The sequence below is a fragment of the Mucilaginibacter sp. P4_E8 genome (assembly GCF_056401495.1).
This window is the reverse complement of record NZ_JBFUJG010000002.1, coordinates 173,485-197,252: the sequence shown is the minus strand read 5'-3', so window position 1 is coordinate 197,252 and position 23,768 is coordinate 173,485. Positions and strand designations below refer to the sequence as shown.

At 41.6% G+C, this 23,768-nt stretch carries 11 protein-coding genes; 6 read left to right on the top strand and 5 right to left on the bottom strand.

Going from position 1 to position 23,768, the window contains the following annotated elements; all coding sequences use genetic code 11:
- Positions 1–170: 170 nt before the first annotated feature.
- Positions 171–3,845, bottom strand: coding sequence for an ABC transporter permease (locus tag AC1DRQ_RS02245; RefSeq protein ID WP_477421998.1), 3,675 nt, complete (start codon positions 3,843–3,845; stop codon positions 171–173).
- 212 nt (positions 3,846–4,057) lie between these two features.
- Entirely contained in the window at positions 4,058–5,662 is a 1,605-nt protein-coding gene (locus AC1DRQ_RS02240) for an RNA 2'-phosphotransferase (RefSeq protein ID WP_477421997.1), read from the bottom strand.
- A 111-nt stretch (positions 5,663–5,773) separates the two neighbouring features.
- Between AC1DRQ_RS02240 and AC1DRQ_RS02235 the strand changes: the two genes are divergently transcribed.
- The 3 genes from AC1DRQ_RS02235 (at position 5,774) to AC1DRQ_RS02225 (ending at position 9,033) form a co-directional block, all read left to right on the top strand.
- Positions 5,774–7,276: an RtcB family protein gene (locus AC1DRQ_RS02235; RefSeq protein WP_477421996.1), complete on the top strand. Its 1,503-nt coding sequence runs from the start codon at positions 5,774–5,776 to the stop codon at positions 7,274–7,276.
- Between the two features lie 359 nt (positions 7,277–7,635).
- Positions 7,636–8,400, top strand: a complete 765-nt coding sequence (locus tag AC1DRQ_RS02230; RefSeq protein ID WP_477421995.1) for a hypothetical protein — start codon at positions 7,636–7,638, stop codon at positions 8,398–8,400.
- Between the two features lie 273 nt (positions 8,401–8,673).
- On the top strand, positions 8,674–9,033 hold the full coding sequence (locus tag AC1DRQ_RS02225; RefSeq protein WP_477421994.1) for a hypothetical protein: 360 nt from the start codon (positions 8,674–8,676) through the stop codon (positions 9,031–9,033).
- 13 nt (positions 9,034–9,046) lie between these two features.
- Here the strand turns inward: AC1DRQ_RS02225 and AC1DRQ_RS02220 are convergent, their stop codons facing one another.
- Positions 9,047–10,891 (bottom strand): STAND family AAA ATPase, encoded by a 1,845-nt coding sequence (locus tag AC1DRQ_RS02220; protein WP_477421993.1) that lies wholly within the window; start codon positions 10,889–10,891, stop codon positions 9,047–9,049.
- Between the two features lie 186 nt (positions 10,892–11,077).
- Positions 11,078–11,686 carry a hypothetical protein gene (locus AC1DRQ_RS02215; protein WP_477421992.1) on the bottom strand — a complete coding sequence of 203 codons (609 nt, stop codon included), beginning with the start codon at positions 11,684–11,686 and terminating at the stop codon, positions 11,078–11,080.
- Positions 11,687–12,182: 496 nt separating this feature from the next.
- Between AC1DRQ_RS02215 and AC1DRQ_RS02210 the strand changes: the two genes are divergently transcribed.
- The 3 genes from AC1DRQ_RS02210 (at position 12,183) to AC1DRQ_RS02200 (ending at position 16,193) form a co-directional block, all read left to right on the top strand.
- A complete protein-coding gene (locus tag AC1DRQ_RS02210; protein WP_477421991.1) occupies positions 12,183–13,121 on the top strand; it encodes an SBBP repeat-containing protein in 939 nt (312 codons plus the stop codon).
- A gap of 173 nt (positions 13,122–13,294) precedes the next feature.
- Positions 13,295–14,452 (top strand): acetyltransferase domain-containing protein, encoded by a 1,158-nt coding sequence (locus AC1DRQ_RS02205; protein WP_477421990.1) that lies wholly within the window; start codon positions 13,295–13,297, stop codon positions 14,450–14,452.
- A gap of 157 nt (positions 14,453–14,609) precedes the next feature.
- Complete coding sequence (locus AC1DRQ_RS02200; RefSeq protein ID WP_477421989.1) at positions 14,610–16,193, top strand: TROVE domain-containing protein; 1,584 nt, start codon at positions 14,610–14,612, stop codon at positions 16,191–16,193.
- 1,065 nt (positions 16,194–17,258) lie between these two features.
- Here AC1DRQ_RS02200 and AC1DRQ_RS02195 read toward each other — a convergent pair.
- On the bottom strand, positions 17,259–23,708 hold the full coding sequence (locus AC1DRQ_RS02195; RefSeq protein ID WP_477421988.1) for an alpha-2-macroglobulin family protein: 6,450 nt from the start codon (positions 23,706–23,708) through the stop codon (positions 17,259–17,261).
- Positions 23,709–23,768: the final 60 nt, after the last annotated feature.

Genomic DNA, 23,768 nt, shown 5'->3' with positions numbered 1-23,768 from the left:
CGGATAACACATCCGGACTAACCCGGGGACGCATTTTTAGACAAAAGTGCTACCTGCCCAGCTATAAAAATGCGTTCCGTATCTCACCCCGGAACGCACCACATAAGTGTTTCAACTAAACCTCAGATCGCACGTTTATGGATCTAAGTTCTTTGTGAGGGACTGCTAAATTATTCATTTCTCAAACTCTTCACCGGGTTTGCTATTGCTGCTTTTATTGCCTGGAAACTGATTGTTGCAAGTGCAATAATTATTGCAGCAAGTCCGCCTGCAGCAAATAACCACCAACTGATGTTGATGCGATAAACATAAGCTTGCAACCATTGGTGCATGTAATACCATGCAATGGGTGTAGCAATAGCAAAGGCAATTGCAATGAGTATGATAAATTCTTTTGAAAACAAATAAACGATATTGCCTGCAGTAGCACCAAGTACTTTACGAATACCAACCTCTTTTATTCGCTGCACTGCCATAAATGAGGCTAAACCATACAACCCCAGACAGCTCAGGGATATCGCGATCGCGGCAAAAATTTTGTACAGCTGCGATAACTGATTTTCCTGTTTGTAAAAACTTCCGATCTTCTCATCCAAAAACTTGTATTCATAAACAAAATCGGGGAATGTTTTGTCAAATATTTCTTTAACAGCCTGTATGGTAGAAGACATGTTTGTGGTGGCGAGTTTTATCCCGACCTGGTTGTACATGGCAACGTCGGTGGTGATGAGCAATGGTGCAAGATCATTGCGGAAAGACCGGTTATTAAAATCCTTCAATACACCAACAACGGTTCCTTTGATCTGATCATGCCAGGTGGTCATGGGCTTGTTCAATATGTCTTCAGGATTTTTTAATCCCAAACTTTTCACCAGAGATTCGTTCACTAAGAATTCTTTTGTAGTATCAGATGGCAGCAAATTTCTTCCCGCTATCAGCGGTAATTTATAAGCGGCCACATATTCATTGTCGGCGAATTTGGTAATAACCTGGAAGTCCGTTTGTTTTACAGCATGGTTATATTTGATGATGCTCCACAGATCAGTGCCATTTTCAACCGGGGTGTTGGAACTGTATGTTACCGCCTGCACACCGTTTACGGACATTAGCTGTTTCCTTAAATAACCCAGCCTGCTGATACGGAGACTATCCACACGGAAAGGAACATTGATGATGGCATCTTTATCAAAGCCCAGTGGTTGGTTCATAAAGTAATCCATTTGCTTTACAATGATGAGCGTCCCGATGATGAGTGCCTGTGCAATGATGAATTGAAACACAACCAAGCCCCGCCTTAATGAAATTCCCTGTGCATTATTTGATGTGAGTTTACGCTGCAAAGCATTAACAGGATTGAAACGTGATAAAATAATAGCAGGATAAAAACCGGCGAGCGCGGTTACAACAATTGCTACGATCAAAAGAAATAAAATAATTGCAGGGTTGTTCAGTATGTTAAATGAAAGTGAAAGTTCTAAAAGTTTACTTATATAAGGCAATGCAAGCATTGTAATAGCCGCTGCGAGGATTACAGCACTTGTAACTATCAAAAATGTTTCAACGATGAACTGGATTTGCAATTGAGATTCATTACTCCCCAAAACTTTTCTTACGCCAACCTCCTTTGCGCGATTAACAGCTTGTGCGGTGGAGAGGTTAATAAAGTTTACGCAGGCTATTAACAGGATGAATCCTGCAATAAGCCACAATACATTGAGCAGTTGATGACTGATGGTTTTGTTACTGTAATTGCCAACCTGGGTGTCATAATGTACCGCGTTTAATGRCTGTATAATATGACTATCGTTATTGTGCGCAGATTCCACCTTGTGAGAGTAAGCTCTTAATTGCTGATTAAAATTGTCGGCAGAAGTGTTTGTCGGCAGCAAAATATAGCAACCAAAACCAGCTACATTTCCATCCCAATCGGTGGATTTTGCCAAATAATCCCCGGTAAAACCTGTTCCATAAGCTACAACAACTTTTAGCTGAAAGTCTGTATTTGCTGGTATGGTTGCAAGAATGCCCGAAACTTTCAATATATCGGTGCCGTGCTCGAATATATAGCCGCCCATTTCCAGTTTAATGGTTTTGCCCATTGCTGTTTTCCAGTCGCCAAAATATTTTTCCGCGACCTCTTTGGTGAGCAATACGTTGTTCGGATCTTTTAATGATTCATACGAGCCTGCAAGCAGCGGAAAATCAAATATTTTAAAGAATGAAGGTCCCATATAAAATACCCCCCGCTGCTCTTTAAATGTTTTTTCCGTATTCCCATTCTTATCAACGATCAGCAACTGATCATCATGGCTGACAAAAATCGGAGCTACCTGTTCTATTTGCGAGAAAGACGTTTTCAGTCCTGCAGGCATTGGAAAAGGGACGGCCGTCTTGTAAAAAATATTTCCTGATTCTGCGTAATGAAACTCGGTTAACACACGATAGGTGCGATCTTTCTTTGAGTGAAAACTATCGAAGCTTGTTTGAAATTGTATAATGATAAAGATCACCATGCAAACGGCAATGCCAACAGCCAGGCCAGTAACATTAATAGCGGCATAACTTTTATTGYGCGTGAGGCTGCGCCATGCTATTTTCAAATAATTTTTAAACATATAATTGCGGTTTAATTTGTCATGATCCCACTTAGGAGGGCTTTCACGATTCAAAATTACCGGCGCAAATTGGGAGTGGCTTCCCAAATTATAAGATGGGTACTCTTTTTTCAGGGCATTTTTATATTCTACCGGGCTTTTCCCGGTCATTTGCCTGAAAGTGCGATTAAAGGTGCTTTGGGAGTTAAACCCCGATTCATATCCAATACCCAGCAGTGTAATGTGATCATAAGCATGGTCCTGCATTTTCTGAACAACATCCGCAACGCGATATTCATTGATGAAATCATTGAAGCTTTTTTTGAGCGCTGTATTGATGATCCGGGATAATTCATGGGTAGTCAGTACAAGCTTTTCGGCCAGCGAGCTTAAGGTTAGTTCCGGATCCTGATAATACAGGTTGGCTTTCACGGTCTTTTTCAGCCAGATCCCTCTTTGCTTCAGTTCCGCCGGGAGCATTGGTTTTTGAAACGAAGCCGCTTCGGCCGCCACGCTAAACTCCGGCCTTAAGTATACCACAATTGCAATCCGGGTGAAGATGGCTGCTAAGAGGAGGTATAAAGGATAATAAGCATATATACTTAATTGATTATGGTAATAAAAATAATCTACGGCGGTATAAGGTACCCACAATAGCCATAACAGGCCGAAACCTGTAAGTAAGCGATGCAGCCATCGCAATTTGTACCGGTACCGATCACTCACATTATTAAATTTTAGCTGTTGATAATAGCTTTCTATGAGCTTATGGCACCCGTATAGGTAGGTAATGACCGAAATAAAAGCCAGGGATTGCAATGCCGGATTCAACTGCTGAAAGATCAGCGTATCATAAGTAGCCGCGCCAGTCTTTATACTCTCTTTAACCTCCAATAAAAATACGCCTTGCTCCAGCAATAAGGGGCTGAAATTCAGCAGATCTTTCCAACGGAGTTGATATGCGGGCCGGGTTATTTTAAGCACATAAAAATAGATCAGGGGGCCAAGTGTCAGCAAAAAACGTAGCGATAGCCAGCTCCAGCGAGGAAAGTAAGTGCCCAGCCGGATGTCGATGCCCAATACCCAGGCCATCCACAAAACAATGGTCGCCAGGGCCAGGCCAAGAAAACGGTTTGCTGCCCGATTGGTCCTTTTGGTGAACAATAACAACAGGGCAAAAGTAAGCCCGATAAATATCGTTCCAAGGAAGAACAGGTCATATAGATTGATATGGAATGTATATGGATTCAAGTGAACTAAATGCCTCAATCGCTGTTCCAAATATATAAAACATTAATATATAGTGCGTTAATGCATTGATTAAATAAATGATGTACCAAAACCGAACGAAGTATGTTCGGTTTTGAAATAGCATTTTGGATCTAACAAAAATACTATGCTTCTCAAATCAGCACGTAAGCGGTTCGGGTTTGGTCCGAAGACTTGAGACTATTGGCAGCTAATTATTCTGCCAATCTCAAAAACTCAACCGGCACTGCCTCAGTAAGCCAAACCTTGTTTTCAGATAGGTAAAATACATATCCATTTTTATACATTTCGCCGGCAAAAACATTAAAAACTGCCGGCTTGCCGTGCCTGCCTCCTACTTGTATTGCAGTTTCAATATCCCGGCTTAAGTGCACATGTTGGCGGCTGCGTTTTTCGAGACCACTTTGCTGAATAGGGGCCACCGATTTTTCACCTGTTCCGTGATAAAGTATTTCTGGCGGCATTTGTGCCTGGTAACCTAACTCAACATCAACCGAGTGCCCCTGACTGGCGCGGATCTTCTGTCGGTTTTCATCAAAGGCAAAACGTTTTTTACTATTGGATTCAACTACGTAGTTTAGTAGCTCTGAGTCTAAATTATGGCCATGCGCATTAGTCTGTTTTAATAGTTCATCAACATTTACCCAGCCTTGCCCGTCCAGTTCAATACCAATCAGTTGCGGCTGGTGCCTTAGCACCAGACTTAAAAATTTGCTGATGCTTGTTATATCTTTTCCTTTCATTGTTTCATTTATAATTGGCGTAATGCCAGGTGGCATTATACTACCCCTGTCGTAATTCTCTATGGTTTTAGTCAACTGGGCTTTTATCTGCTTTACCAGTACCCTTGGCCCCAGCACTCGCATTTTAGCGCCAAAACCCAATAATTCCCGTTCCAGCTCGAAATTTAATATCACCCTGATACTGAATATCTTTCCTGTTTCATCATCGCTCAACAACTTTTGAGTATGGTGTAAAGGCTTGGTGATTACATAAGGCGCATTAGCGGCATCTATCCAAAATACCACTTCACAATCGCGCTGACCGGGAGATTTTGTTACCCCAATGCAATCGTTATAATACGCTGCCAGGTCGAGTGTTCTGTTCTCCCTGTAAGGCTCTTCATGTTCTTCTACCGTTTGTATCCTGTCTAAAGCCAAATTCATAATATGGGCATTCCGTTTGTGCTGCATCCCTAATACAAACCAGCGATTGCGATACTCCTTCAATAGGTATCCGCTAAAGCAAAAGGTACTGGCTTCCCTGGCTTTGAATGATTGATAGGTAATACAGATCGTTTTCTTAGCTACAATAGCCTTGCGGATCACCTCAATCCATTCCAAACCTTTCAGATTGTCGTTCTTTTCAAAGTCAATTACAGGTGCACTTTGTGTTTTCTGCGAATAGATCTTGTCTTCAAGTTTACTCACCATCTCGTTTAAGTCGGTAAAGTGGTTAAAGCCTTTAAACTGTTTTAACAAGCCCGATACTTCGCTCAGCACCTGCATATCCTGCTGGTTCAGCGGACTATTTGTAATACTGTAATTCTTATCGCTATAGGTATAATACTTCTTATCAACCACTACAATCGGTGCTTCGTAGCCCAGCTTATTGCTGCGCATCATCTCCATATCGGCCTGAATGGTGCGCCTGCTCACGCCGGTATCAATGCCCTGATATTCGTAAAGGGCATCGCTGCAGGCGTCGATCAGATCATCCAGCGTCCATTTCTTAAAGCGGTTTTGCAGGCATTGGTCAATAGTGCGGTAGCGGATTAGGGCATTGCGGTTAACAGGCATACTTTAATTTCGGGTTTCGGATGTTCGATTTCGGAATTATTTTTTGATGAATTTATTAAATTATTTTTCACTGCGCAAATAGATTGCGCAGGTGCTATATTTCTTTGTATCATGAAAAGGGAATTAAATGCTAATAACCTCCCCCTTCAGGGGGCCGGGGGGCAAAAAGAAAAAATCAGCAATAACGAATTAAAAGCTTTGGGTATTAATGATGTGGAAGTATTGGTAAACTTTAGTCGCGTGGCTAATGGTTTACTAAAACACGGTGTAATGGCCAAGCCCGAAATACTGATCATTATAGAAGCCCTAATTGACGACCCCATGCCTTATGCCTTAAAGAAAGGCGGAAAGTTCAAGAACCTGGCCGAAGATGTGATTGCCATGCGTAAAGAGGGTAAGTTTATAAAACAACAACGCAGCGCGTTTAAACTGAAGGAAGAAATAGCCGATTTCCCGGTGTGGGGATTGGAGCATATTGAAATGGGTGCCTTAGCACAGATGAAAACAGCGGTACAATTGCCTATAGCGGTTGCCGGCGCGCTTATGCCCGATGCCCACCAGGGTTATGGTTTACCTATCGGCGGAGTGCTGGCTACTACAGCCAATACCATTATTCCGTTTGCGGTTGGGGTGGATATTGCCTGCCGTATGTGTTTAAGCATTTTCGATTTGCCGGCCGAAGCTATTGATACCGAAACCGACAAGTTAAAGAATATATTGGTTGATAACACCTATTTTGGTATGGGTTGCACCACTAAATCGTATTTCGACAGCTCGTTGTTTGATAGCAAAACGTGGAACGAAACTAAGGTGATCCGCAGCTTGAAGGATAAAGCCTATGCGCAGTTAGGTACCAGCGGAACTGGCAACCACTTTGTGGAATGGGGCGAGTTGACTATTGCCGATGGTGCTTTGGCTGATATCCCGGCGGGTAAATATTTGGCTTTGCTATCGCACTCAGGCTCACGTGGCTTTGGCGGTACGGTGGCTGATCATTATAGCCGTATTGCTATGACCAAAACCAAACTCCCTGCCGAAGCCAAACATTTGGCCTGGCTTGATCTGGATAAGGACGAAGGACAGGAATACTGGATTGCCATGAACCTGGCCGGCGAATACGCCAGCGCCAATCACCACGAGATCCACAACAAAATTGCCCGTGCTTTAGGGGTTAAGCCTATCACGATGATTGAGAACCACCATAACTTTGCCTGGAAAGAGCAACTGGCCGACGGTACCGAAGTAATGGTGCACCGTAAAGGTGCCACCCCGGCGGGCGAAGGGGTGTTGGGAATTATCCCCGGCAGCATGAGCACACCCGGGTTTGTAGTACGTGGTAAGGGTGATGCAGCAAGCATCAATTCTGCCAGTCACGGTGCAGGCCGCTTAATGAGCCGGAGCGCCGCCTTTAAAACGCTGGATAAGGAATTGATTGCCGCTAACCTGATTGACAAACGCATTACCCTGATGGGCAGCGATATGGACGAAGCGCCAATGGCCTACAAGGATATCCATACCGTAATGGCCGCACAGAACGATTTGGTGGAAGTGTTGGCTAAGTTTGAACCACGCATAGTACGGATGGCGGATGCGAGGGAGAAGCCGGAGGATTAGCCCCCCGGCCCCCTAAAGGGGAGGGGTTAGTTTGTGGTGTGGTGATAATATCGACCAYGGACTAACCTCATAGTGTTCATATGTACACCTATGAACACCGTGAACACTAATGAACGCTTGATAATCAGGTATTTGAATTTTTAGCCTTAAACAAAACACTGTTTGAGGGTAGTAAGGATGACAGATACTAAGGAAAGGTCGGAGGATTGATTTCCCCCGGCTTCTTAACCACTGTGTCATTGCGAGCGATAGCGTGGCAATCTCCGGCAGACAGGGCGGATATCCTGTCCTATAAACCACAAGCGAGGGACGCTTGCGGTAGCGGGAGAAATAATATTTCATTACTTTAACATCAGATCATGCAGATATCTAAACCAGAAGATTTTATACAATTACTCGAAGTGTTTCGACGGGGGCTGATACTTGGATTGATCGACAAGCGAGATGTTGTTTCCTGGGCCGATAACATCATTATAAATACAGAAGAACCCGACTATTTTTTTATCGAATTATCGCTTTGCAATAATTTAAACAACATTGTGGAGTTGCTTGGCCAACACCTGCCAGAAAATTATAATCCTATTTGTGAAAGGGTATTGATGGCGCTTCTTTATAAAAAACTCATTGATGACGATGATGAGATGACGGTAGAGGCAGCGGCGAAATTTCTAAGCAAAATTGAAACATTTAATATACTTACAACTTTTGAATCGAATAATATATACGCGTTTGATGATTATGAGATATATTATCTGCCCGACTTAACCCAACTGCAGGTAGATCTTATTCACTTTCTCGCTGTTTACGAAGCGTTTGATCTTAAAAATTACGAGGAGTGGCCTCAAATAAATACCGAGGTTGAAAAAACTTTAAAAGAAGAAGAAGCTCAGGCCCATATTATTAATGAAGGCTTGAGTGCAGCCTGGCAAAAAAAGGGAAAAAAACGAAGGCTGACGCGAAAACTTAGGMTTATTTTAACAGTGCTGATCGTTTTGGGTATTACGTTATTAGTTTGTATGTCACTCGCCACGACTTCATCCACATCCTATTTTTCACTTTATTTTTTAGGATTTTATTTTATGGTTAGATGGGGTTATAGTTTGTGGATAGAGAGAAAGGGATGATTTTGTTGTGCGGTGATAATAGTGCCACAACGCATACCGCCAAACTGACCACAAGCGGGACGCTTGCGGTAGGGGGGAAGGTTTGCACTAACTTGAGAAATGATGTACTTATACAGATTGCTTGCCCATAATTTTAATGTATTTCCGAATTTTACATAGCTATATTAACAGGTTAATGACATTTTTTTAAATAATTTGCTTACATTGATGTAAAACAATTTCTTTTGTAATATGTAAACATATTGATAGTGTATAAGTTAATTGCAAAATGTTATGAACTTACATACAAATAATAGCAAACAACCAAGATCCTTTTCTTTGCTTATGCAATATGAATCACAGGACATCGCTGAAAGCTTGGAAAAAAAAATCATTGTTATTAATCAAACTGAAGCCGAATTTAGTTTATTAATGATCGAGAGTCTTAAAGAAAAGTTCGGAAACGACATTGTTGTTTTAACACAAGATCAAGCGGTTGCCGAAGGGGTTTTTGATTCTAATTCTGATAGCGAAATATTTAAAATTTCTTCTCGCCGTCCATTTAAAGAATATAAATATACATTGTCAGGTAAAGAAAAAAGAAGGGAGAGGCGCCTCAAAGAACGCTCAAATTACCAACTTCAAAGAATATAATAAGTGTAAACAACTAACCTTCATTATATTCTCTTTTTGGCAATTCGTGTTTGGAAACTTTAGTAATTACAGTAAGACTTGGTTTTTTATCACCGGTTGTGTGTTTTGCCAATCCCATTTTTAAAAGATATTCAATCTCTCTTAGCTCATTTTCGGTAGTAAAATCAAAAGCATATTTCGCTTTTAAAGTATTAACTATATCAAATAAATAAAATGAGTTTTTTGATAACGATATAATGTAATTTTCAATTTGTTTTTTCCATTCTCTTGGTCTAGAAAAGACAAATAACAATGCTAATTGATGTCTCTTTAATGGATTTGTTTCATTGTTAAATTGTTCATATAATAAGGGAGCAATTTTACTTGAGATTAAATCATCTTTAAAAAAACTAACAACATTTGTTAGGTTAACCTGAATTATCATATTTGCTTTTTCTTCGTAGGTATTACCAAAATGCCCTGACAATTCAAAGCTTGCCCCTTCAATATTTGCCTGACCTTTTGAAGCAAGAACAGGTGTTAACGCAAACAATACTATTGATATTTGTTCCCAGCTCCTAAGTATCTCTTTTAAAATTTCTCGCTTAGTATCTGCGTCAACATAGTCGCTGTTTCTTAAAGCTCGAGAAGAGGCTTTAATATTTTGCATTAAATTATGGACCGAATATTCTTCAAAAAAAGCTTGAATACTTTGATTATATGGACGAATCTGATTGTAAGCTTTATCGGCATGTTGATCTTTTAATGATTCGGGTAAACTCGATTTAATAACACTATCTCCGATTTCCTTTTGGGCCTGTTCTATTTGTTCGTCGTTTGGCATCCATTTCATTAAACTTAAAGGGTTCATACTGTCAGACAAACCCACTTTACTAATTACTGTATCACAGGTTTCAGATATATCTTTGCATAAAACTTTCAATGCGTTTGATCGATTCCTATCTATTCCAGTATAAAATTCGATTATTTCAGGAAACGATATGTATTTTTTTGACGAGAATATATAATCACAAAATACAGGATCATTATGCATTCTTTTTGCTGCAAAATAAAGAATCCAATAAGTGGACCTAAACACAAAATTTAAATTTCTCTTAATTATAATATTATTTGCAATAAGGACATCGAATACAATGTCTACTTCTACATCAATTAACTTTTCTTTGCAGAAATTATTTAACTCACTAAGAAAAGCCTCTCGTGAAAATTCATAAAAATCGGTTCTAATTAGATGCTCACAGAAACGACCAAGTATATATTCACAGTCTTTTAGATCCGGCTTTGTTCTGTATCTTGGAATACCATCCATGTTAAACAATACAAATAATACCATTTCTAACATGACTGTGCGATTAACAGGGCTTTCGTCAAAATACTTTTCTGATGCCTTTAATAAGGTTATACAATTCATTGGAGTTCGATGAATATTTAATACCTCTAAATCAGATAGTATTTTAGCTAATAGAATATCTTCCTCACCTATATCTTTAGCTTTATTGTACTCAGACACGACTTTTCTTACTTGATTACGCGGTAAGGCCAATAGGAAGAGAAAATCAAACTCTCTGTCTATTTCTTCTTCTTCATTTTCACTTTCCGATAGGAATCTGGAATCATCAATTGTGTGCATTATAACAATAGGAATATCCTTGTGTGCTTCACAGAGGTTTTTTACCTTTTTTAATGCTGACCCATCGTAAGTATGCCAAGAATCAAGAATTATACATTTAACTTCAGAAAGCTCTACTCCTAATGATTCTGTTTCATTCTTTACGGCATTGTGGATGTTATGAGCCTTTACTTTTTCGGAATCTAAATATATCCAAAGGTTTCCCTTTTCCCAAGACTGTTTTACCAAGTAATGAGCTAATGATGTTAACCCAAATTGAGGAGGCGCTTTAATGAAAGTCGATTTAGGGGTATTAAGAATTTCATCAACAGAAATTCGATCTTTATAGCTTTCATCAGGGTTTTGAGAAATTATATTTGTAGGGCTTACAACCGGATCTATCCAAATTATTGGTTGTGAATCAAAACTATATAGTTATTTAGCGAGTCTATCCTCAAATTTTTTCTTTAGAATCTCCTTTTTTTTTATTGAAGAAGGATCATAGTTTTCTCTAGATTGACCATATTCTTTGATAAAGTAAGCTGTCAATTGTTTTCTTAAGGTTTCTTCAAAATCAGAGCTTCCTGTATATTGCCAATAATATCCGCCTAATTCCGCTATTATTTTTTTAAATGCATTTACTTTTTCTAGTTCTTGATAATTTATCTCACTTAATCTTTGAGGAGCTTCGTCATTAAAATAAAACATAATTTCAACCTTTTCCTTATTAAGATATCTATTATATACGCTATTAAATTCTTCTTCTGTTCCTGATCCAGCGATCTTGGTTGGAGTTCCAAACCTCTGATAAAGTATTCCTATAAAAAGCTCATAATCACTGCCAAGTTGTGAACTAATTACAGCTTGGCTATAATCACCAAAAGATGGCCTACTGTCCTTTTCCCATTTTAGAGATTCAACCCTAAATTCAAATGCATGTCCAATTCCATTATTTATTTCTAATAATACTTTATCGCAAATAGCTCTTTCCGCAATTGTGTCTCCCGGAGAGGCTATAAAACACTTAATTATTTTTGTATTCATGATTAAGGAATAGGTTATAGTTTGAGAAACCTAATGTATTAATTTATAGAGATTTAATCAAAATATAAATACTATAATAATTCCTCTGATTTAAATGGTTCTATTGCAAGGAAAATAAAAACGATCCTATGTTCCTGGATTATTTAATAATAATAATTCAAAATAATTCCCCCATCTCCCGCAACTATGCAACGAAAACTCGCGGCCGGCGTACTTATGTCGTTGCCATAATGATAGTTTAAATACTTCACGTGTACCCAGCATTTGGCCCAACGCTACATACCCGCATCAAAAACGTCTAATATTTTATTTCGGCTTTTTTTATTATTTTCAGCCTCATATTGATTACTCCATGATAAAAAAACCTATCCTTATCATAAGGCACACTGTTTTATACCTGAGTCTTGTTCTTTTTTTTGCTGCATGTAATAAAAAGTCCACAGTCCCGACACCGACACCGCCGCCGACACCTTCTAAGAAGTGGGTCGTTTCTACCGTGGCCGGATCAACCACTCCTGGGTTCAAAGACGGCGACAGTACACAGGTGCGTTTCAACAATGCACAAGGTATCCTCACAGACAATCATGGAAATCTGTTTGTAGGCGATCAGGGAAATGCAAGCATCCGGCAGGTCACTTACGCTGGTCATGTCACTACCTATGCAGGTAAAAATATCGGCAAACCCACCCCGCTTTTTGGTAATATTTATAGTCTTGTCAGAAATAGCCAGGGCGATTTTTATACAATTGAATACAGTTTAATCCGGAAAATAACGTCGCCGACCAATAGCGCTGTTTTTTCGGGATCGCTGTCCGTCAATTATTTGGATGGTACTGGGGCCAATGCCGCTTTCAACCTTATCGGCAATATGGCCATCGACAATCAGGACAATATTTTTCTGCCAGACTTTGATATGAGCGATAACTTCCGTTTGCGCAAGGTTACTCCCGCTGGAGTTGTCTCTACTTTAACTTTGCAGGACAACACAGGTTTCCCCTCTAACGGACTACCAGATTATCATTATCTGTATTCTATAGCGGTTGATGCATCGGGCAATATATATGTAACAGGGAATGGAAACTGCCTTATAAAAAAAGTGGATCCCGCCGGCAACGTAACCATTCTGGCCGGGGCAGGCGATATCGGTTTTAAGGACGGAAAAGGAAACCTCGCCAAGTTTAATACCATCCTCGGCATGACCTGTGATGCTTCCGGCAATCTTTGGGTTAGCGATGGTGGCAATCATGCAATACGGAAGGTAACACCGGATGGTACGGTCAGCACAATCGCGGGGAAAGGAGTAATGGGCTATTCGGATGGAGATAACACGAAAGCGCTTTTCAAGTATCCTTTTGGGATTACGGTTGATAATACAGGCGTTGTATTTGTTATGGATAACGGAAATAACAGGGTGCGGAAATTGGAGTATAAATAAGTCAGGTTTTGTGGCTCACATGCTCCGCTAACAAATTGTCATTTCGAACGACGAAGGAGGAGAAATCTTATTCAATTGACAAGTGGCTAACTTTGCATAATAAACAAAATTTCTAAGCCCGCCCGAAATGACAGTTGTCGGGATAATTAGCGTTTTATTTTATCTTTAATTCGATGAAAGAACGTATACAGTCGATAGATATGGTTCGCGGGCTGATCATGATCATCATGACGCTGGACCACACCCGCGATTTTTTGCACCTGGCAGGGCCGCCGCCGCTTGATGTGCAGCGCACCACGATAATACTGTTTTTTACGCGCTGGATAACACATTTTTGCGCGCCAACCTTTGTTTTTTTGAGCGGTGTATCGGCATGCCTGGCCGGGCAGCGCAGAACATCCGGCGAGATGACCACCTTCTTACTAAAAAGGGGTGCCTGGCTAATATTTTCTGATCTGGCAATTATTAGCCTCATCTTCAGCTTTGATGTGCAGTACCATTTCCCGGTGTTGGAGGTTTTGTGGGCCATCGGTTTTGGTATGATCGTTTTAGCCTTATTGATCCGCGCACCTAAACAAGTTATAGCTGCGGTTGCTGTTCTAATCATTGCCGGCCATAATTTATTGGATAACGTTGATCTGCCTAAAAACGGCACGGCGGGCAACCTGATCACCGTGTTATTGAATGGTGTAGGGGTATTGATCCCTATCGGTGCTAACCRGTTTATCTTTGCTATTTATGCTGCCATTCCGTGGACCGGGGCCTTATTGTTAGGCTATGTTTTCGGCCAGCTTTACAAAAAGGACTACGATGCTGCAAAGCGGCGAAAAATATTAATGCTATCGGGCTGCGTGTTGATTGCCCTGTTTATTACCCTGCGGCTCATCAACCATTATGGCGACCCCGCACCATGGGCTGTTCAGCGGAATGCGGCGCATACCCTTCTGTCGTTCCTGAACGCGCGTAAGCAAACGCCCTCTCTCCTGTTTATGTTGATGACGCTTGGGCCGGTATTACTATTGTTGTCGTTTACCGAGGGTATCAGCAACCGCGTCACCCGGTTTTGCATCGTATACGGCAATGTGCCCTACTTTTATTTCATTACGCATTTGGCGCTGCTGCGCGTCATAAATGTAGCCGGGGTTGCACTGGCAGGTATCCCCCTTGATTTTCAGAAACCTACACCCGTATGGGCCGCGCCGGGTTTCGGTATTCCGCTGTGGGCGGTGTACCTGTGCTGGATAGCTGTTATTGCGCTGATGTATTATCCTTGCCGTTGGTATGGCCTGTATAAGCAAACACACAGCCGGTGGTGGTTATCGTATATATAGGCGCTTAGGGGATTCCCGTTGCCTCCAGAGAGTTCGAGTCTCTCTTCGGGCACATCAAAAAAAATAATTTTTTTTCAAAATAATTTCACCTGCGCAAATACACTGCGCAGTGCCTCCCAATCTTTGTATCAACAATAAAGAAAAAAGGAGGTTCACAATGAAATTCAACCGGTTAAGCAAATTGAAAAACCAGACTGTTAACCACGAGGGTGCTAAAGCGTTTACGCTATCTCCAGAAATGGAGCTATATACCGCGGTGGTTACCTGGAGCTTAAACGATTCCTTTTACGAAAAAGACGAGGCAAGTTTAGCCCGCCTGCAAAAACTGATCACCGCATGCGACCCTGTGTTTGTTGGTAAACTGGCTGTGTATGCCCGCACCAAAATGTATATGCGTTCGGTACCGCTGATTTTGGTTGCCGAATTGGCTAAGCTGCACTCGGGCGACAACCTTGTCGCCCGGGTTACCGATGGCGTAATTGGCCGTACCGATGAGATCACCGAGTTGCTGGCCTGCTACGAAATGCTGAACAAACGTACAGGCACTAAAAAGCTTAACCGCCTGAGCAAGCAATTGCAAAAAGGTTTATCTACAGCGTTCAATCGTTTCGATGAGTACCAGTTTGGTAAATATAACCGCGATGGCGCCATCAAACTGCGCGATGCCTTGTTTTTGATTCACCCAAAGGCAAAAGACGAATTGCAGCAAGTGCTGTTCAACAAAATAGTGAATGGCAACCTGCAAACGCCTTACACCTGGGAAACCGAGTTGTCGGCATTAGGTCAGCTGAATTTCGACAGCGATGAGACTAAAGCTCATGCGTTTCGCGATAAATGGGAAGACCTGATAGACAGCGGTAAGTTGGGTTATATGGCCTTGCTGCGTAACCTGCGCAACATACAGGAAGCAGGCGTAAGTTACGCTCATTTCCAAAGGGTATGCGCAAAGCTGGCTGATGCAGATCAGGTAGCCAAGGCAAAACAGTTTCCGTTCCGTTATTTGGCCGCTTATCGCGAGCTGATCAATCCGGTTGTTACCAAAGTGCCTGCACAAAGCCTGGTTAAAAAGCTAACCGCTTTAATGCAGGGCCAAAACAAAGGCTACACCGGCGAGTTGCTGGATGCTTTGGAAAAAGCTGTACAGGCAAGTGCTGCCAACATTAAAGGTTTTGACGATGAAACCCGTGTGCTGTTAGCGTGCGACGTTTCGGGATCGATGCAGACTCCCGTATCGGCAAAATCTAAGATCTTGCTGTACGATGTGGGTTTGATGCTTGCCATGTTGTTGCAATCGCGCTGTAAAAACGTAGAGATAGGTATGTTTGGTGATACCTGGAAAGCCATTGCTGTGCCGCGTAATAACATCTTAGGTAACGTACAGGAGTTTTATCGCCGCGAGGGCGAGGTGGGTTACTCCACCAATGGCTATCTGGTTATCAGGGATATATTAGCCCGCAAGGTAAAGATGGACAAGGTATTTCTATTTACCGATGCCCAGTTATGGAACAGCAACAATACTGCCGACCATATCCAACCCTTGTGGTTACGCTACAAGGCAGAGGTATCACCAAATGCTAAGCTCTACCTGTTCGACCTGAAAGGTCACGGAAAAGCGCCATTGCAAATATTACGCAATGATGTTTACCTGGTAGCCGGCTGGAGCGATAAAGTTTTTGAGGTGTTAGCTGCCCTGGAAAACGGAGGCTCGGCATTAGATGCCATCAATAACATAGAGCTATAAGCCCCCTAACCCCCTAAAGGGGGAATTGATGTGCAAGTTAAATATGCAAATCAAAAACTCCCCCTTTAGGGGGCCGGGGGGGCATAAGGATGCCGTAGAAACGGGTTACTTCGCCACCATTGAGGGGGAGGGCAGTGTGGCGCAGGCTATGCTGAGGGTTCGAGTCCCTAAGGCTGCCCCCGTCCCGCATTCGCCTGTTGCTCCTTATAAAATATAAAAGAAGGTGTCGTAAATAAGCCTTACTTCGACCAGGACCCGCTGCCGGGCATTAGCTACGGACGGGTATGAAATGGCTTATTGTTTTTTGCCCTTCTTTTTAAAGAAATTGAAAATAAAAAAGGTGTCGTAAACAAGTGTTACTTCATAACGCTGCGGTCGCCGGTTCGATTCCGGCCCTATAAAAAGGTACCTCAGTTTGGTAGAGGACAGCACACCAATAGTCACTTGTTGCTTTTTACCCTTTTTTACCTCCTAAAGGGGGAATTAAAATTAGTCTTACCACCCCCTTTAGGGGGCAGGGGGCTTAAGGTGCCGTAAATATGCGCTACTTCGTGTCGCCGGTTCGATCCCGGCCTTTGGAGCAATTCATTGTAGCTCAGTTGGTAGAGCGGTAAAAGCGCATATTGACCATCGCCCTTAAGAAATAAAGAAGATGCCGTAGATCAGCGTTACTTCGCCTGTCACGCAAAAACCAAACGCTGGCTACTTGTAGCTCTTCTTTTAATTTATGAATACCTAAACCTTAAAAGGTGCCGTAAACTGGTGTTACTTCGGTATGATGTTCCCTGTGGGGAAAGGTGCAGATTCGAGTTCTGCCTGCAAGCAATTGCAGTGGTCTAAATCTAAAAAAATCTCACCAGTTGCTTTTAGCCCTTTTTTTAAAACATAATGAAAGATGTCGTAGGCGGGTGATACTTCGCTGGTGAAACCGCGTATGCGGTAGGGTTCGACTCCCATAAGACACCTGCTGGTTGTTGCTCTTTCATTTATATTTTGTAACCTTATATCATTATATGAAAAAAAACAGCTTCTTGCTTCAACAGCAAGAAGCTGTTTTAGTTCTGGTTAAGGTTTAAAACTAATTCTTACCCCTTCACTATGCGCATTAAATTCCGGGGCATACATGCACTGAACGGTGGCTATTCCGGTTGAAAAATTGCCGGGTTGTGCAACACGTAACTGGTATTCAAAAACATAATTTCCCTTATTTAAATTGCTGATGAAAAAGTTGGTAGCCACGTCTTTTGTCACCTGGTAATAGTATAAACCATCCTGGTATTTATATTCAGACAATGCATTAACCGGTTCGGTACCCGCGGGGCGCATATCTTTTAATTGCACATATTCAAAATCGCGCCCGGCTTTCAAGTAAACTATTACCTTGAGCAGATCACCCGTTTTGGGTTGATGCGCCGCGTCAACAGCTGTTGATACCGGGCCCGAGTCTGTTTGTTTTAAAATGAAATACTTACGCTCCAAATGAATATCAGTTTGTGACGGTGTTATCTTGTCAGGCTGCTCCAGGTACTGCCAGTACATCGCTCCCCAACTGATAGATTTTCCATTGTTTTTGATCTCCACTTTACCCATAGCAGGTTTAATTTGCTCATCAGCCCAACTGGTTTTTATATAACCTGTGCCCGCATCAGCTTTAATGTCCGGCTTCAACTCATTCAATGGGGTTCCGTCTAATTTAATCGCTGATGTTGCGCCTGGAGATAACCAGTCGCTTTGTTTTAGCAACAGGGCATAGCAGGCCGCTGCTGTTGCTTTGGTAGTTTTCCAGTTGCTGGTTTGTTTATTGCGCAGTAACCATATCTTCATTTCCTCCACTGCTTTATCCTGATTCCCGGTTTCGGTAAATAGCTCTATCAACAAACACTGGGTTTCAACGGGCGATTGGTACCAGTAATACCCGCTTTGGTTTTTACCCCAGTACATACCCAGATCATCTGATTGCTGCGCGGTTTCTGTTAACGACCTGATGATCGCTTTCGCGACAATAGGTTTACCATTACGCTGCATGGTTAAAGCAATCATGCCCTGCTCATAAATGCTTTGTGATACCCATTGCTTTTCGGCACGTTTTAAGTAATTGCTGAAGCTGTTTTTCAAAGCTGCACTCATGGGTTTATTTAAATAATAGCTGCGCACATACCAGGCATGTACCTCTGTTGAGCTGATGCCCTGTGTTCCATATCCTTTTAATTTTTTAGCTTTTTGATCATCTTCAATCAGTTGATCATCCAGATAGCCAATCGCTTTATCTTTTATGGTTTTTAGGGTTTGATTTTTATCATCAGCAATGTTTAAATAATAAAGCTGACCGATGCCGGCTAAAACATGCTGGGTGATATAACGGTCGGCCTGGTTGCCGGCAAACCATGGGAAGCCGCCATCTGGCAATTGTTTTTTCTGGAGTTTATCCAGATTCAACTGCAATTCATTACTCATTTTATTGAGATCGAAAAGCAGAGCGATGCGCTTTTTTTGTTCGGACTCACTGGTGGCATCGCGCAGCCAGGGTGTTTCTTCCAGTAAAGTGGCTTTTAGTTCCTGGTTTTTTTCGAGATTTGATAATAGTTCCGGGCTGTTACTGCTTTTCCACTGATCAAACACCTGTTTAATAACCGGCATGCGATTTACTAAGCTGGTAGCCAGGCTATTGGCATAATATCGACTAAAGATTTGCTCTGAACATTCATATTGAAATTCCATCATGTAAGGCAAGGCCTGTACCGCATACCATGCCGGGTTCTGGGTGTATTCAAGCGTAAGGGTCTTGTTTTTGAGTGTAGTGCTTTTATTGTTCAGCAACTTATCAAAAGTGAAAGCACGGGTTTGGCCCGAACGTACCATCATTGGCAGGGCTTCGGTAACCAGCATACGGTTAGGCAATACCGGAACTGTGTTTTCTTCGCCATCGTTATATTGGCCGGCCCCGGCGGTAAGACGGTAGGTGAGGGCATCCAATCCTTGCGGTATAATGAGCTTAAATGACACCGCTTTATTGGTTGCAGGGGCAACCTCAAAATCCTGACCGGCATCTGCCGGGTTTTGCAGTAAGGAAACAGGCTGCATGTTCAGCGCATTGAAAAGTTGCAGGTTAACTTTACCTTTTAATTGCCCGGTTGTTAAATTAGCCAGCCTTGCCGAAACAGTAAGCGTATCCCCCTCGCGCAAAAACCGTGGCATGTTGGCGCTGATGCTCAGTTGCTTTTGGGTAACCACTTCGTTCTCCATATACCCAACATGTAACTCTTTGGTATGTGCAAAAGCCTTAAAGCGCCATTTGGTTAAAGCTTCGGGAATGGTAAACTCAATCAATATCTGGCCTTTATCATCCGTACGTAATTGCGGATAAAAGAAGGCCGTTTCATTAAAGTTTTTTCGAATAACGATTGGTTTAGGTTTAAGTGAAATCTCTCTCATGGCAACTTTATCGGTCGCACCGGGGGCACCCTGAGTTATTTGTACACCCGCTGCCATACCTGCAAGGGGTGATTCAAGCGCTGAATCCGCAGCCCTTGAGCCATAAATGGAACTATTTCCCCGTATCATGATAGATTGAACTGCACCGGTCGTTTCTCTTTTCATTTGAGAAGCATAACCAACCACCACTACCTCATTCAGCGATTTACCGTCAGATTCTAATTTTATATTCAGCGTTTCACCTTTTGTGGTTGAAACCTGTTTGCTTTTGTATCCTAAGTAAATGAACGTAAGCTTAGCATTAACCGGCACCCTGATCTTGAAATATCCTTTGGAGTTTGTATTGGTAATAATATTACTGCCCTTTATAGTCACTGTTACGCCGGGAAGTGTTAAACCATTTTGGGCATCCTTAACAACACCGCTTATATCATAACCATTTTTAACACGCGCCGCATTTTTTAAATAATCGGCTTCTAATTGCTTGTCATTTTGTGTTATGCGGGTGTTTACTTTCACTTTTTCCAGGTAATTACGGTAACCCTGGTTATAGCCACCGTAATAGTTATAATCAAACAGACTTAGCTTTTCATAATTGCGCATTACCTGGGCTTCAAATTGCTTATATGCAATGGGTTGTGTGGCCGTTTCCCTTATAAAATCATAACTGTTCCAGGCAAAGTAGTTTGGCTCATATTTTTCGGGCGGGTTTAATATATCTTTCCAGTTTTGTGCCGGGCTTATATCATCTAATGAGGCATCATATAATCCGGCCAGCATTTCGGCTGCCTGCTTTTCATTGTTTTGATTACTTACCTGTAATTTCCATTGTTCCTTTTCGCCGGGTTGCAATTTATTACGGAAAGTAAGAAGCTTGATCTTCAGCGTTTTATCCGGGTTAGCGATGTATATCTTTTGATAGCTGCTGTATATTCTGTTCTGATACACCATCATAAACTGAATAGCTACATCTTTATCATTACCCGATACCGGGATCTTGATACCTTGCTGACCCTTTTCAATAGTGATCCATTTTGATGAGATCAATTTGGCTCCGTGGTATCGCTCCATCAATACACTGATCTTTTCACCCACGCCAACCAAAAACTCCGCCTGTTCGCCAGGTTTTACCGTATTTAATACCGGGATAACCCAACTGTTATATCCTAATGGCTGGGCTGGTTGTGCAACCAGGTTAACATATTTGGTAATAGAAGCAGTATCTCCTTTTTCATTACGGGCATTGATAATTACCTGGTAAACTCCTGATGTTTCTTTCCTTAAAGGCTCCAGATCAATAATGCCTGGTTTTGCCTCATCAACTTTTATATTTAAAGCGCTAACCTGCTTTAGCTTTTTCCATGTTGAAAACACATCCTCATTTTGCCAGGTATATTCGGGAAAATCCTTTTTGAAATCATCTTTACTGATGATGAATTGATCGGGCTTTTTTGCCCACAACCTGTTTTTAAAAATTCTGTCGGGATTTTGCAAAGCATAAACTTCCACATTAACGGTTCCTTTTTGTGGCTGGCCATTTAAATTATTAATTTTTACCAACGTCTTTATAGAATCTTTGGCAAAGAGCATTTCAGGTATGTAGCCATCTATCACAATATCATTATTGCCAACGGTAACCGCAGTTTGGGCCGAATGGGTTTCGCCGCTGGCATCCGTTACATCAGCACTGATGGCATAGGTATAATTGGCGGCACTTGTTTTATCCGTTTCGCCCGGGATGGCCTTAAACTTTATAGTAAACTTACCCTGATCATCGGTGGTAATGGTATCTGCTTTTATTTCGGCCGTTTCAGGTGGAGCATATCGCGAGCCGTATAATGCCTGTCCGCGTACATTATCAAAAAAGATGCGGTTTTGCGAGCGTGTAATATGGTAGGCCACTTTAGCCTGCGATAAGCCATAACCAGAGAAGGCAGTTACATTTCCCTTAACAGAAACAGAATCATTTAACTTATAACTTTCTTTAACTGGTAAAAACTCGGTTTGGAAGGTAGGGCGTTTATATTCTTCAACTTTAACTTCTATTGATCCGTCTTCGGTTTTTAATTCTACATTACCGCCCAGCATATTTTGCGGAATGATAAAGTTGCCGCTAAACGTACCAAAATCATTGGTTCTTAACTTTAACAACGAAACCTGTTTGCCGTTAACATCCGAAAACGAGATCTCTACATTTTTATCGGGCATGATCTTACTTTTGCCGCTTAATGTTTGCAATTGCAAACCTTTAAAATAAATAGTTTGCCCGGGGCGATAGATCTGCCTGTCGGTAAATAAAACGGTTTTGTCTTCGGGGTCATCATCGTCATCGGTCTGATCCTGTGCGCCATTGATATATTTTGATCCGTCGGTCAGGGTATCGCCTTTAATTCTCAGATTGATTGATGCACCATTATTTAAAGGACTACTGGCGATATATAAGCCTTCTTTATTGGTTACGCCGGTTTCACTGGTATCTACCCACGTTTGAGTAGCAGACGAACTTTTATTGCCCCAATACCTGCCGCTTAAATTAACGTGCACACCACTTACTGGTTTGCCGGTTTCCCTGTCCATTACCCTTAACTCAATCTTTCTATCAGGGTTACCTCTGGCAATATAAGCCAGACCACTGATCCTGAAATTTGTCAGTCCGGTTAACGCTTCATCATCTGATGTCGCATCCTTAACAAGCAATACATAATTACCGAGAGTTAATGGATCAATTTTTATTTCTGTACTGTGGTTGCGGTAATCACCCATGTTTGTCCAGTTAAACTCATGGGTTTGTACCGGTTTAAGTTTCTTTAAAAACCCGAGTTTATATCTGGAGCGTTCATTATCGGAATAGAATGAACTGTATCCCTCTGAATATTCTTTTAACTGAGTTTCGGATAAGCGATAAACTGCAATTTTAGCCGAGGTGACATTTTTATAATTTAATAAAGTCAATAAAGGTTTTCCCGGTATGTTCACTTCTTCTACAGTTGCTGCAATGTTTTTTGCTTCTATCTGTTTGATCAATATAGCAGCGTTTTTGCCTCCCAAACTTTCCGGATAAGCAGCAACTGCCTTTTTAAAATAACTGTTTGCTGTTTTTAAACTGTCCAACCCCTGGTAAAACTGTCCCAATAATACCAAAGCTTCGCTGCTTATAGGCTTTGCCGAAAAGCCTGAGGCTATTTGCTGTAAAGCCGAAAGGTACAGGGAGTCGCCGTGCTTAACCGTAGCTTTGGCATACAAAAATCGTAACCGTTGCAAATCAATATCTGCCAGCGCCTCCTGCTCATTTTTTTGCAAATGGAATAAAGTAGCCTGCTGTAAATACTTTATACCCTGATAATGGCTTGAAGCTGTATCAACAGTGTTAAAGTGTAATGCAGAAAAAGCGCGGCTGTCGCCAAATAAAGCAGGGTCATTCAGCTGGAATGGTAATTTAGGTTTTACAAGCCCAGGTTCATCCGTCAGGTAAAAATCAAAGGAACGTTGTGCCAGCATGTCATATAATGTGGGCCGCAGGTAACGGGTAGATTGGTCGCCCACTAAAACCCCATCCAGTATGCCAATTGGCGTGTTTTGTTCCTTTGGGGCTTCGGCTAATGAAAGCTGGTATAAATGACTGGTTTCATTGATAATAGTGTTCAGGTCCCATTTGGTAAAATCACTATCAGGTTTTTCCAAACGGCTGCGCTGGCTAAACTGATACCTGTTTTGCTGGTAATACTTCCAGTAGGTTTCAGCAAGTATGGATTGTAGCACTGGTTTTACCGGAAATCGAGATTGATCAATAGCTGTTTTCAGACGGCTGATAATAGCAACTAAGGCATTTTCTTCCAAATAAGATTGAAAGGTCATGCGGTAAATAGCTGCCCGTATTTGTTGTGAAGCGTTGTTGTTTTCATGAGCTAATGCATCAAGCTTATCCACTTCTTTCAGGGCTGATTTTGGCAAACCTATATTTGCCAGTGAATCAATCCGGAAACCAATATCCCGGTATTTATTTTGAGCAGATGCTGGTTTAATACCCACTAAAAAGCAGACAATGAGCAGGTATTTTAATGCATTAAAACGTTGTGAAGGCATAAGATTTAGATTTGATAGATAGTTATAAAATTAATATAAATGATCATTAAAAGTGTTTAA